We start from the raw sequence: 12,697 nt of genomic DNA on the forward strand, positions 1-12,697 counted from the left end.
TTTTTATGTACTCAATAATACATAAAAAACATTATCATGAATGAGATTTATTTCTTAATTATTAATTGGTTAGATATTTCCATAAACTAAAATCCTGTCAGTAAACCGTTCTCATCGCTATAACCTCTTAAAACAAATGGTTGAAGTCATATGGGTAATCATTACCATGTCATATAGAGAAGAAATCGCTGATAACAGGCTGAAAAACCATAAGAAAAGTGAGGTCAATATGACTGGTGGTGTAGAAACATTTTCATTGGATGAAAATTCATGGCAGGGCGTCAGCCTAACCCCAAGTGCCGCTAAACAGATCAATAAGTTAGTTCTTCAAACACCGAATAGTAAAGGTCTATCCCTCGGCGTGAAACAGTCGGGATGTGCAGGTTTTGGATACGTCTTCGAGATGATTGAAAACCCAACCGATGACCACTTAGTGTTTGAACTCGATGGCGCACACTTGTATGTGCCTAAAAAAGCAATGCCATTCATTGATGGCACGGTAGTGGATTATGTCCAAGAAGGGCTTAACCATATTTTTAAATTTAATAACCCGAAAGCTCAACATGCCTGTGGGTGTGGTGAAAGCTTCGGCGTTTAACTTGTGAAGCTAGATTATGTCTCAGAGCAATGTAGAAGTTGGCGAAGATGTTCAAAGCTGGCTTGATGAAAAACGTTATAAAGAAGGCTTTTTTACCCAAGTTGCCACCGATGAGATGGCAAAAGGGCTAAATGAAGAGGTGGTTCGTGCTATTTCTGCGAAGCGTAATGAACCTGAGTGGATGCTGCAATTTCGTCTTGATGCCTTTAATCACTGGAAAGGCATGGAAGAGCCACACTGGCTGAAAGCCCATTATCCAAATTTGGATTACCAAGATTATAGCTATTATTCCGCGCCATCTTGCGGGTCGTGTGATGATGCCTGTGGTTCACAGCCAGGCGCGACACAATCAACAGGCGCTGCGGAAGAAGCGAATTACCTGACGAGCGAAGTGGAAGATGCCTTCAATCAGCTTGGTGTGCCTGTCCGTGAAGGCAGTAAAGTGGCGGTAGATGCGATTTTTGACTCCGTTTCTGTATCAACAACCTACCGTGGCGATTTAGCCAAGCACGGGATCATTTTCTGCTCGTTCAGCGAAGCTATTCAAGAATACCCTGAGCTGGTTCAAAAATATTTAGGTAGCGTCGTCTCGAGTCACGATAACTTTTTTGCTGCACTGAATGCAGCCGTGGCATCGGACGGAACTTTTGTTTACATCCCGAAAGGGGTGCGTTGCCCTATGGAGTTATCGACTTATTTCCGTATTAATGCGGCAAAAACAGGGCAATTTGAACGCACAATATTAATTGCCGACGAAGGCAGTTATGTGAGTTACATCGAAGGGTGTTCAGCACCAGTGAGGGATAGCTATCAATTGCACGCAGCTGTTGTGGAAGTGATTATCCATAAAGATGCCGAAGTGAAGTACTCGACAGTTCAAAACTGGTTCTCGGGTGGTGATAGCGAAACGGGGGGAATTCTCAATTTCGTGACTAAGCGTGCCCTGTGCGAAGGGGAAAATTCCAAAATGTCATGGACACAATCCGAAACAGGTTCTGCCATTACGTGGAAATACCCAAGCGTGATTTTAAAAGGGGATAACTCTGTTGGGGAATTTTTCTCTGTCGCGCTGACCAACGGTAACCAACAAGCGGATACGGGCACCAAAATGATCCACATTGGCAAAAATACCCGCTCAACGATTATCTCAAAAGGGATTTCGGCAGGTAAAAGCCAAAATAGTTATCGTGGGCTCGTCAAAATACTTCCGAGTGCCCATAACGCTCGTAATTTTACCCAATGTGACTCCATGCTGATTGGTACCCAATGTGGCGCTCATACCTTCCCGTATGTGGAAGTGAAGAACAATACCGCGCAATTAGAACATGAAGCGACAACGTCGCGCATTGGTGAAGACCAGCTGTTTTATTGCTTGCAACGTGGGATCAGCGAAGATGACGCTATCTCAATGATTGTTAACGGCTTCTGTAAAGATGTTTTCTCAGAATTGCCACTAGAGTTTGCCGTTGAGGCACAAAAATTATTGGCTATCAGCTTAGAACACAGTGTGGGCTGATCCTAACCGAGTTTAGTTGCGCTTGAGCGCTAAAGGCATGTTGATATGTTAAGTATTAAAGATTTACATGTAAGTGTAGAAGGTAATGAAATTTTAAAAGGGCTGTCTCTGGAAATTAAACCGGGTGAAGTTCATGCGATTATGGGACCAAACGGTTCGGGTAAAAGTACTTTGTCCGCAACCCTAGCAGGCCGTGAAGATTACCAAATTGATAGTGGTGAAGTGACATTCAACGGTAAGGATTTACTTGAGTTAGATCCAGAGGAACGCGCGGGTGAAGGGATTTTTCTTGCATTCCAATATCCGGTTGAAATTCCGGGTGTGAGTAACCAATTTTTCCTGCAAACGTCAGTGAATGCGGTGCGCGAATATCGCCAGCAAGAGGCGTTAGACCGCTTTGATTTCCAAGATTTTATCGAAGATAAAATCGAATTGTTGGATATGCCACAAGACCTGCTTACTCGTTCAGTTAACGTAGGTTTCTCCGGTGGAGAGAAAAAACGGAATGACATTTTACAGATGGCAGCGTTAGAGCCTAAGTTATGTATTTTAGATGAAACCGATTCGGGTTTAGATATCGATGCGCTAAAAATCGTCTCCAATGGCGTGAATTCACTACGTACACCAGAGCGTTCATTTATTATCGTGACCCACTATCAGCGAATTTTGGACTATGTAAAACCTGATTTTGTTCACGTCCTGTATCAAGGAAAAATCATCAAATCCGGTGATTTCAGTTTAGCGAAAAAACTGGAGGAGCAAGGCTATGGCTGGCTTATTGACCAACAGTGAAAGAGCGGAAAAACGCGCTGCGGTTGATGCTTTAAATCAGCAGGCAATGCGCCGTTTTGAAACGCTATATGAGCAAGGATTAGGTGGAAAATCTCAGCACGCTCAAACCCATTGGAGCCTTGCTAAACACGTAGGGCTGCCCGCTTTTCGTCATGAAGACTGGCACTATACTCCGTTAAACAGCGTGTTAAATACCCACTACCGTTTTAGCTCACAAGAACAGCAGGCACCGCTAAGTGACGCACTCGCATTAGCTATCGATGCCTATCGTGTTGTGTTGGTGGATGGACGCTACAATGCGGAACTGAGCTCTGTCGATACGGGGGAATTTCAAGTTTCTCTGCTCGATAGCCAAGACTGGCTACCAGATGCGGTGAACAGCGAGATTTTCTTACATTTAACGGAATGCCTAGCGGCTCAACCGCTTATCATCCAGTTAGCTGCCAATAAAGTTGCGACTAAGCCACTCTATTTACTGAATATCTCCAGTGGTAGCCATGATCCAAGCTCAATGAACATGAGCCAATATCGCTATCATTTGACTCTGGGGAACAATAGCCAGTCTCAAGTGATTGAACACTTTGTCAGTTTAGATGACCAAGCGCATCTTACTGGTGGGCGTTTAACGGTTGAAGTGGGTGATAACGCTCAGTTTACCCATTTCAAACTGATGACAGAAAACCCACAGGCGCAGCACTTTGCTCATAATGACATTGTGGTGGGGCGTGATAGCCAAGTGAAAAGTAGCTGCTTTTTATTAGGTGCAGGGCTAACCCGTCATCATACAAGTAGCCGTCTTGACGGTGAAAATACGGAATTCGAGTTAAACAGCCTGTTGTTGCCGCAAGGTAATGAAATTGCCGACACACGCAGCTATCTTGAACACAATGCGGGTTATTGTAATAGCCGACAGCTGCATAAAGTGATCGCCATGGATAGCAGCAAAGCGGTATTCAACGGGATGATCAAAGTTGACCCTAACGCGCTGAAAACAGACGGTCAAATGACTAACAATACTCTGTTACTGGGTGAAAAAGCGGAAATTGACACGAAGCCTCAACTGGAGATCTATGCTGATGACGTGAAGTGTGGTCATGGGGCAACGGTTGGGCGCATCGATGATGAGCAACTCTTTTATCTACGCTCTAGAGGGATTGATAGTCAAGCTGCTAAACAGATGATTATCAATGCATTCGCAGCTGAATTAACCGAATCTATTACCATCGATGGGTTAAAACAGGCCGTGATGGCGAATATTCATCAACGCTTAGCGGAGGTGTAAACCGATGTTATTTGATGTTGAATCGGTCAGGCAGGATTTTCCTGCCTTAGCGCAATCCGTGAATAACCATCCATTGGTCTATTTAGATAGTGCGGCGAGTGCTCAAAAGCCTCAGCAGGTTGTGGATGCAGAGAGTCAATTTACGTTGCATCAATACGCGGCAGTGCACCGTGGGGTTCATACGTTAAGCGCGAATGCCACCACGCTGGTGGAAAATGTTCGCCAAAAAGCCGCGGATTTTTTGCATGCGGCCTCCCCTGAAGAGATAGTGTTTGTCAAAGGGACGACGGAAGGGATTAACCTTGTTGCTAATAGCTTTGGGCGCCAGTTTATCCAGCAAGGTGATAATATTATTATCACTGAAATGGAGCACCATGCGAACATTGTTCCTTGGTTTATGTTGGCGCAAGAGCGTGGCTTTGAAGTCAGAATCCTGCCTATCCTTGAGGATGGTACCCTCGATGCCACTCAGCTCGCACAACTCATCGATGTGCGTACAAAACTCTTCAGTTTCACTCATATTTCCAATGTGCTTGGTACCGTTAATCCGGTGAAAAAATTGATTTCACAAGCGCGTGAAATTGCAGGGAGGTATGGAAATAGGCTGACCATCCTCGTGGATGGTGCACAAGGGGCGATGCATCAACAGGTGGATGTACAAGCGCTAGATTGCGATTTTTATGTTTGTTCAGGCCATAAGCTATATGGACCAACCGGTATTGGGATCCTCTACGGCAAGAAGGCATTGCTTGAAAAAATGCCGCCTTGGGAAGGGGGTGGGGCGATGATCCGCCAAGTCAGCCTGAAAAAAGGAGTCACATTTGCGGACATTCCATGGCGATTTGAAGCTGGCACCCCAAATATTAGTGGTATCATTGGGTTAGGCGCAGCTTTAGACTATCTCAATGAGTTAGGATTAAGCGAAACTTTTACGTATGAAAAGCAATTGATGCAATATGCGACGGATTTGCTTAAGCAAGTGCCTTCCCTTCATTTATATGGGAATGACCAACGTGAAGGCGTGATAGCCTTTAATTTAGGTGAACATCATGCTTATGATGTTGGGGCATTTCTGGATAGATATGGGATTGCTATTCGTACTGGGCACCACTGTGCTATGCCATTAATGGAACATTATCAAGTTCCTGCGATGTGTCGGGCATCTATTGGTGTTTATACGACTAAGCAGGATATCGATGCTTTGTATAATGCGTTACTGCGTGTTAAACAATTACTTGGCTAGATACCGATGGTATATCGAAGTCACCGTATTGCAGCAAATAGAGATTGTAGCAGATAGAGAGAAGGAAATATTATGTCGGCGTTACCCGATGAAGCGAAGCTATTACGCAATTTTGCACGTTGCCAAGATTGGGAAGAACGCTATTTGTATATGATTGAACTGGGCGGGCGATTACCTGCGTTATCTGAAGCTCAACAGGTGGATGATAACTTGATAGCAGGTTGCCAAAGCCAAGTGTGGATTGATATGCAAAAACAACCGGATGGTCATGTTGTTCTTGCCGGAGATAGTGATGCCGCTATTGTTAAAGGGTTAGTGGCGATTGTGATTATTCTCTTTCAAGGAAAAACACCTGAACAGATCCTTGCTGTGGATGTAAAACACTTTTTCCAGCAATTGGCGCTTGAGCAGCATCTTACGCCTTCTCGGACTCAAGGTTTAAATGGCATGATTAAGTCGATTTTAGCGCGAGCTCACCAACTTCTTTAAGTACTCAGTGGGAAATTGTCGGAATTTCCCACACTTTTCTTTTCTTCCTATTATTTTTATCCTAGAAAATATACCTAAGTAACTCACTGTATTTTATTGCTAAACTAACAATGACGAGACAAAGTTAGCTCACATTCAAATTATTAGCAGACTAAAATATTTATTAAGTATTAAAGATATTCGAGATAGTTGCTATTATGAGCGATATTGTTTGAATTTTGTAATGAATCTTATTTTCCTTGGAGTAGGTATGAAAAGAGTTTTGACGGCGGTAAGTCTGTTTGTCATGAGTGCGGTGCTGGCACCAGCGCAGGCTAAAGATTATCCATTACCCAATAACAACACACGCCTGATCGGGGAAAATATCACCTATGTGGTGCCTAACGATGGGCGCCCACTGGAAGCTATCGCAAGCGACTATCAGATTGGTTTGTTGGCGATGTTAGAGGCGAACCCAGGAACAGACCCTTATTTACCTGAAGTGGGTAAGCCACTGATTATTCCTGCTCAAATGTTATTACCTTCGACACCGCGTACCGGTATCGTGATTAACTTAGCGGAAATGCGTCTTTATTATTACCCTGAAAATAGCCATAAAGTGGCTGTGTATCCGATCGGTATTGGTCAGCTAGGACGAGATACACCTGAAATGGTGACGTCCATTAGCCAATTGATTAAAGACCCTACATGGACACCAACCACCAATATCCGTAAACATTATGCACAGCAGGGTATCACACTCCCGGCGGTGGTACCTGCTGGTCCAGAAAACCCGATGGGGCTGTATGCCTTACGCCTGTCTTATGGTCGTGGTGAATACTTGATCCACGGTACTAACGCCAATTTTGGTATTGGTATGCGTGTTAGCTCTGGCTGTATTCGTCTACGCCCAGATGATATTAAAGCACTGTTTACTAACGTACCAAAAGGAACGCGCGTTCAAGTTATCGATCAGCCAGTTAAATATGCAAAAGAGCCAGATGGTAGCTATTACATTGAGGTGCATCAGCCATTGTCACGTAAAGACAGTGATGACCCACAGACAATGCCAATCAAGCTGACTGAAGATTTCCAAGCGTTTTTAGCGAGTAACCCAGGCATTGATAAAGCAAAAGTTCAAGCAGAGTTGTCTAGACGTTCAGGATTGCCAGTAAGGGTTAATGTTGGGGATGATTCAGAATCGATGAAACGCGATTATCAGCAATTAAAACCAATTGCGCCATTCACGATTACTCAACCACAACCTGTGTTTGAAGGAGAAGTGAAGTCTTCAATTCCTGCCAAATATCAGTCATTTAAAAGCTAATGACTGCCTACCTTAAATGAGTTTTGAAGTAAAAAATAAGGGCCTATAAAATAGGCCCTCAACAATAATTCAGCTATTAAGCTTTTCTAGATAACATCAAGCCGGACTTATTTTTTGTAAGTACGTACTTGGTTGTCCAGACGTTGGTTTGCACGAGCTGCTTCTTCTTGTGCAGTTTGTACATCAGAACGCAGAGACTGAACGTCGTTGCTCAGTTGGTCAACTTTACCGTTCAGAGTTTGCACGTCTGAAGAGAGCTTTTGCACTTCAGTGCTGTTAGAACAACCCGCCAGTAATGCTGAAGCTAATACGATAGAGCCCAGTACAATTTTAGTACGAATCATTATTTTACCCTCTAGATTGATTTATCTTGAAAATATAAAAGCAAGTAACCAAAAAATAGACTTAAGAGCGTTATCTTAAAGCTACCTCTATCCCTTTAAAACAACCTAATGTAAATTAGGGTATGGTACTTACTAAGTCTTATGCTAGTACGTAATTCAAAGTTTTGCTAGAAATACTTTATATTTAACAGGGTGAAAACGAATAAAAATTTCAATTAAGGGTTATTTAGTTTGAAATTTGAGCGAATGGTTATCGTTTTATGATTTATTTTGTAAATGCTTTGTAATCAAAATCTGGGTGAATTATATCTTCGCGGATCATAACGTAACTTATTGAAATTATGTTTCGCACGGATTGCTAAATTTCAGTTATTCCAGATAATAAAAAACCCTACTGCCGTGAAGCAATAGGGTTAATGTCACGCTAGATTATGCAGGACAACTGTGATGCAAGACAACTACAGAACATGTACTGATGAGGTATTTGTTGTACCACTTTGTACTAATGCTCCGGATACCATCACGACGGCATCACCTTCAACCGCTAAACCACTTTCCAACGCTGCACGTTTTCCTTCACGATAGAAATCATCTGTGGATTCGAAAGGACCCACGATCATCGGAATAACGCCTTTCACTAACAGTAACTGGCGAGCAGTTTCTTCGTTAGTTGTCAGAGCCAGAATCGGTGCGGTAGGGAAGTATTTACGTACTGATTTTGCGGATTTACCACCATAAGTTGCGACAACGATTAATGGCACGTCCAGTTTTTCAGACATTTCAACGGCACCACGGCAGACAGCTTCAGTCACACGTAAGCGCTGGGTTGGTTTTTGATTTTCAATACGCGTTGGCATAACGCGGTCAGTACGTTCACAGATAGTTGCCATGATAGTCACAGCTTCAACTGGATACTTACCTTTCGCACTTTCTCCAGACAGCATAACAGCATCTGTACCGTCTAAGATGGCGTTTGCAACGTCACCAGCTTCTGCGCGGGTAGGGCGTGGGTTTTTGATCATTGAATCTAGCATTTGAGTCGCAGTGATAACGACTTTGCGAGCTTTAACACATTTTTCAATCATCATTTTTTGGGCGAAGATAACTTCTTCTACCGGGATTTCAACCCCTAAGTCACCACGAGCAACCATGATACCGTCAGAGGCTTCAAGAATTTCGTCGAAGTTATTTAAACCTTCTTGGTTTTCGATTTTAGAGATGATTTGAATATTCTCGCCACCGTGTTTTTTCAGGTGAGCGCGAATTTCTTCAACGTCTGAACGTTTACGGATAAATGAAGCGGCAACAAAGTCGACACCTTGTTGGCAACCGAAAACGAGGTCTTCTTTATCTTTTTCTGCCAGAGCAGGTAAGCCAATAGAAACGCCCGGTAAGTTAACACCTTTTTTCTCACCAAGATCGCCATTGTTTAATACTTGGCAAATGACTTCAGTTGCAGTGATGTTGGTTACGGTCATCCCGATTAAACCATCATCCACTAAAACGGTGTCACCCACTTTCAGGTCTTTGGTTAAGCCAGGGTAAGTGACTGCAACGCGTTCTTGGTTGCCGATAACGGAAGTATCTGTTGTGAAAGTGAAAGTTTGACCTGCAACGAGAGAAACATCATTGCCGCCTTCCAGTTTCATGGTGCGGATTTCTGGACCTTTAGTGTCCAGCAGAATAGCTGCTTGTTTACCGGTTTTTGCACAGACAGAGCGGAGGTTGTTGATACGTTGACCGTGTTCTTCATAGTCACCGTGGGAGAAGTTAAGGCGCATGACGTTCATGCCTGCATCCAATAACTGAGTTAATTTCTCTTCTGATTCGGTTTTTGGACCGATGGTACAAACAATTTTGGTTTTTTTCATGGCAGTCTATCTAATGGTTATAAAGGAAATCGGTATTGCCGCCGATGCTTAATGCGCAAGATAGTCTATGTTGCGCAACTCATTTATAAGAATAGGCGACAGTCTGGTATTCAAAATCTGGTTATTTAAAAAACGTCACTTTTTGACTCTTATTATAGTGTAGATGACATTTTTCATTAAAGCTAACATGCTGATTTGTCTTTGTTGAAACCTTTCAGCTTGTGGGGTTATTATAAACAACATCAAACTGTGAGACAAATCAAATTTTGCTAAATTTGATGCAGAAGTAATTAAGATCAAACAACAGCGAGATTTTCAGTTGAAAGTGGGTTGCGCAACAAAATAAGGGAAAACAAAATCACAATCAAGATAAATATGATATTTGAAAAAAGCACTTTAATCAGGGTAAGTAGGGCTCAGGATAAATAATGATTCGGAATAAGTAGAATGGTGCGTCCGAGTAGACTCGAACTACCGACCCCCACCATGTCAAGGTGGTGCTCTAACCAACTGAGCTACGGACGCACTGAGATGAAGCTTTGGTTTGTCACTGATAACAAATTCAAATGGTGCGTCCGAGTAGACTCGAACTACCGACCCCCACCATGTCAAGGTGGTGCTCTAACCAACTGAGCTACGGACGCACTGAGGTGAAACTTTGTTTGTCGCTAGTGATGAATTTAAATGGTGCGTCCGAGTAGACTCGAACTACCGACCCCCACCATGTCAAGGTGGTGCTCTAACCAACTGAGCTACGGACGCATATCAATTATTACTGCTCTAACGACGGGGACGAATATTAACGTTCTGCTGTCAATCTGGCAAGGGGAAAATGTAATTTTGCGAGAGTTTGCTCGTATTTAAAACTATTCGCAGAAAAACATTTACCGCCTTACCATAAAATGCTGAAAATTACGCCAATTATCGCGTTGAACGTAATAAAACGACACTGTCAGGTTGGCGATGGATCCACAAAATTCGTGTTGCCATACCAATAGCCGCCGCGGTGAGCCCGATAATAAATCCTAACCAGAAACCTTTTGGCCCCATCGGTTCGGTAATGAAGTCGGTTAACGCCAAAACATAGCCAGACGGTAAACCTAGAATCCAATATGCTGTAAAGGTAATAAAGAAGATTGAGCGAGTATCTTTATACCCACGTAACACACCAGCACCAATGACTTGAATAGAATCTGAAAGCTGATAAAGCGCTGCATAGAGCATCAAGCTAGATGCTAAAACAACTACTTCAGGATTCTTGTTATACATCATGGCGATAGGTTCGCGGAACGTACTGGTAAAGATGGCCGTTAAGCAAGCTAAACTTAATCCTACCGCTAAACCAGTATAGGAAGAGACTTTTGCGGCATCGGTAGATTGACGTCCCAAGTTATAGCCAACTCGAATGGTGACAGCGATACCCATTGATAATGGGAACATAAACATCACAGAACTAAAGTTAAGCGCTACTTGGTGACCCGCGACCGCAACAACGCCTAAAGGAGCGACCAATAGGGCAACAACCGCAAACAGGGTAACCTCAAAAAACAGCGCTAATCCAATCGGTGTTCCGAGCACAATAATGCGTTTCAGGATATCTGGATTTGGTGCGCCTAATGGCTGAGCAGGGCGAATATCTCTCTGATTTGGTGCGTGTTTAACATACCATCTCATCATCAGGCACATTGCCCAATACACCGTTGCTGTCGCCACGCCGCAACCAACACCACCTAAGGCAGGTGCTCCAAAGTGACCATAAATGAAGATATAGTTCACTGGAATATTGACCATCAAGCCAAGAAAGCCAATAACCATGCCAGGTTTGGTTTTTGATAACCCTTCACACTGGCTACGGTACACTTGATAAAATAGGTAACCTGGGGCTCCCCACATAATCGCGTGTAGGAAACGAACCGATTTATCGGCTAACTCTTGGTCAATATGAGGCATGTTGCTAATGATCAATTTACTGTTATATAACAGTAACATGATACTAACGCCTAAAATAAAGGCTAGCCACAAGCCTTGTTGAACTTGGTCGCCAATTAGGTTTCTGCGACCTGAACCGTTCATTTGAGCGATGATTGGCGTGAGCGCCATGAGAATACCTTGCCCTAATAAAATAGCAGGCAACCAAATAGAAAAACCAACAGCCACAGCTGACATTTCGATTTCGCTAACACTTCCCGCCATGATGGTGTCCACAAACCCCATGGCGGTTTGGGAAAATTGGGCAAAGAAGATAGGGATACCGAGAGCCAACAAGCTACGCGCTTCTGTAATATATTTCTGCACGCATACACCTTCACAATAAGTTTCGAATTAAAAAAAGAAAAAAGCGGAATGAAAATCTATGATTTACTAAAAAATCAGATAGTTAATGCTAACCCCTTATTCTATCTCTTTTATGTAACCAATCCAACATAGTTATAGATAAGAATAATAAAACAGCAGATTAGTATAGAAACCGTTTAAATGTTTTGTGATGGCAGCATAAATATAACCACTCAAATAAGATAGATCTCTGAAAATTCTTAGGTAAACTGAGTTCATTAATTCACTGCACTGAGAGTCATTATGTTTACAGGCATTGTTCAAGGAACCGCTCCAATTATCTCAATCACGGAAAGAGCTAATTTCCGTACTCATGTCATGAAATTCACGCCAGAATTATTAGTGGGTTTAGAAACCGGTGCATCCGTTGCGCATAACGGTTGCTGTTTAACGGTGACTAAAATTGAGGGGGAGAATGTTAGCTTTGATTTAATCAAAGAAACATTGCGCCTCACTAATTTAGGTGACTTAAAAGAAGGGGATGTGGTTAATATTGAACGTGCTGCGAAATATGGTGATGAAATTGGCGGACATGTGGTTTCGGGTCATATTGTAACCACTGCAGAAATTAGTAAGATTTTCACCTCTGAAGATAATCATCAAGTTTGGCTATCTATTTATGATAAAGCCTTGATGAAGTATATCTTGCATAAGGGATTTGTGGCGATTGATGGAATCAGCTTAACGGTCGGAGATGTTATCAACAACCGTTTCTGCGTGCATTTGATCCCAGAAACGTTGGCGAGAACAACACTGGGTAGCAAACGACTGGGTCATAAAGTCAACATTGAGATTGACCCACAAACTCAAGCTATTGTTGATACTGTTGAGCGTGTTTTGCATCAGAAAGAACAAGAAATGTTATTGAAGCAGAAACAAGAGAGTGATGACTCAGTAGATAGCGAAAAATCGTCAATCTAGT

Annotated in this window: 11 protein-coding genes and 3 tRNA genes; 8 read left to right on the forward strand and 6 right to left on the reverse strand. The window is 42.8% G+C overall.

Annotated features, from left to right (window positions below; all coding sequences use genetic code 11):
* Positions 1-229 precede the first annotated feature (229 nt).
* The 7 genes from sufA (at position 230) to M5X66_RS07030 (ending at position 7,226) form a co-directional block, all read left to right on the forward strand.
* On the forward strand, positions 230-598 hold the full coding sequence (sufA, locus tag M5X66_RS07000) for a Fe-S cluster assembly scaffold SufA (protein ID WP_036950521.1): 369 nt from the start codon (positions 230-232) through the stop codon (positions 596-598).
* A gap of 16 nt (positions 599-614) precedes the next feature.
* Positions 615-2,114 carry a Fe-S cluster assembly protein SufB gene (gene sufB / locus M5X66_RS07005; RefSeq protein ID WP_036950424.1) on the forward strand — a complete coding sequence of 500 codons (1,500 nt, stop codon included), beginning with the start codon at positions 615-617 and terminating at the stop codon, positions 2,112-2,114.
* 45 nt (positions 2,115-2,159) lie between these two features.
* Positions 2,160-2,906: a Fe-S cluster assembly ATPase SufC gene (gene sufC, locus M5X66_RS07010; RefSeq protein WP_036950422.1), complete on the forward strand. Its 747-nt coding sequence runs from the start codon at positions 2,160-2,162 to the stop codon at positions 2,904-2,906.
* Complete coding sequence (gene sufD / locus M5X66_RS07015) at positions 2,881-4,188, forward strand: Fe-S cluster assembly protein SufD (protein ID WP_108479013.1); 1,308 nt, start codon at positions 2,881-2,883, stop codon at positions 4,186-4,188. Before sufC ends, sufD begins: the two co-directional genes overlap by 26 nt.
* A gap of 4 nt (positions 4,189-4,192) precedes the next feature.
* Entirely contained in the window at positions 4,193-5,431 is a 1,239-nt protein-coding gene (sufS, locus tag M5X66_RS07020) for a cysteine desulfurase SufS (RefSeq protein ID WP_036950418.1), read from the forward strand.
* 72 nt (positions 5,432-5,503) lie between these two features.
* On the forward strand, positions 5,504-5,920 hold the full coding sequence (sufE, locus tag M5X66_RS07025) for a cysteine desulfuration protein SufE (RefSeq protein ID WP_036950416.1): 417 nt from the start codon (positions 5,504-5,506) through the stop codon (positions 5,918-5,920).
* Between the two features lie 250 nt (positions 5,921-6,170).
* Entirely contained in the window at positions 6,171-7,226 is a 1,056-nt protein-coding gene (locus M5X66_RS07030) for a L,D-transpeptidase family protein (protein ID WP_036950414.1), read from the forward strand.
* 107 nt (positions 7,227-7,333) lie between these two features.
* Here M5X66_RS07030 and M5X66_RS07035 read toward each other — a convergent pair whose 3' ends face one another.
* The 6 genes from M5X66_RS07035 to M5X66_RS07060 all read right to left on the reverse strand — a co-directional run bounded on the left by M5X66_RS07035 (position 7,334) and on the right by M5X66_RS07060 (position 11,736).
* Positions 7,334-7,570: a major outer membrane lipoprotein gene (locus M5X66_RS07035; RefSeq protein ID WP_004263789.1), complete on the reverse strand. Its 237-nt coding sequence runs from the start codon at positions 7,568-7,570 to the stop codon at positions 7,334-7,336.
* A 458-nt stretch (positions 7,571-8,028) separates the two neighbouring features.
* Positions 8,029-9,441 (reverse strand): pyruvate kinase PykF, encoded by a 1,413-nt coding sequence (pykF, locus tag M5X66_RS07040; RefSeq protein ID WP_036950412.1) that lies wholly within the window; start codon positions 9,439-9,441, stop codon positions 8,029-8,031.
* Positions 9,442-9,889: 448 nt separating this feature from the next.
* Positions 9,890-9,966: transfer RNA gene (locus M5X66_RS07045), tRNA-Val, on the reverse strand.
* A gap of 42 nt (positions 9,967-10,008) precedes the next feature.
* Positions 10,009-10,085 (reverse strand) — tRNA-Val (locus M5X66_RS07050).
* A 41-nt stretch (positions 10,086-10,126) separates the two neighbouring features.
* Positions 10,127-10,203 (reverse strand) — tRNA-Val (locus tag M5X66_RS07055).
* A gap of 159 nt (positions 10,204-10,362) precedes the next feature.
* Entirely contained in the window at positions 10,363-11,736 is a 1,374-nt protein-coding gene (locus M5X66_RS07060) for an MATE family efflux transporter (RefSeq protein WP_036953546.1), read from the reverse strand.
* Positions 11,737-12,018: 282 nt separating this feature from the next.
* On the opposite strand from M5X66_RS07060, the gene M5X66_RS07065 reads away from it, so the two are divergent.
* A complete protein-coding gene (locus M5X66_RS07065; protein ID WP_154599989.1) occupies positions 12,019-12,696 on the forward strand; it encodes a riboflavin synthase subunit alpha in 678 nt (225 codons plus the stop codon).
* The last annotated feature ends 1 nt before the right edge of the window (position 12,697 follow it).

It is taken from the genome of Providencia sp. PROV188 (assembly GCF_027595165.1).
In the GTDB taxonomy this organism is placed as follows: Bacteria; Pseudomonadota; Gammaproteobacteria; order Enterobacterales; family Enterobacteriaceae; genus Providencia; species Providencia lanzhouensis.

Coding starts and splice junctions, on each gene's coding strand:
- M5X66_RS07035 (WP_004263789.1), bottom strand. CDS start 7,570: ATGATTCGTACTAAAATTGTACTGGGCTCTATCGTATTAGCTTCAGCA.
- sufC (WP_036950422.1), top strand. CDS start 2,160: ATGTTAAGTATTAAAGATTTACATGTAAGTGTAGAAGGTAATGAAATT.
- M5X66_RS07065 (WP_154599989.1), top strand. CDS start 12,019: ATGTTTACAGGCATTGTTCAAGGAACCGCTCCAATTATCTCAATCACG.
- sufA (WP_036950521.1), top strand. CDS start 230: ATGACTGGTGGTGTAGAAACATTTTCATTGGATGAAAATTCATGGCAG.
- sufD (WP_108479013.1), top strand. CDS start 2,881: ATGGCTGGCTTATTGACCAACAGTGAAAGAGCGGAAAAACGCGCTGCG.
- sufB (WP_036950424.1), top strand. CDS start 615: ATGTCTCAGAGCAATGTAGAAGTTGGCGAAGATGTTCAAAGCTGGCTT.
- sufS (WP_036950418.1), top strand. CDS start 4,193: ATGTTATTTGATGTTGAATCGGTCAGGCAGGATTTTCCTGCCTTAGCG.
- pykF (WP_036950412.1), bottom strand. CDS start 9,441: ATGAAAAAAACCAAAATTGTTTGTACCATCGGTCCAAAAACCGAATCA.
- M5X66_RS07030 (WP_036950414.1), top strand. CDS start 6,171: ATGAAAAGAGTTTTGACGGCGGTAAGTCTGTTTGTCATGAGTGCGGTG.
- sufE (WP_036950416.1), top strand. CDS start 5,504: ATGTCGGCGTTACCCGATGAAGCGAAGCTATTACGCAATTTTGCACGT.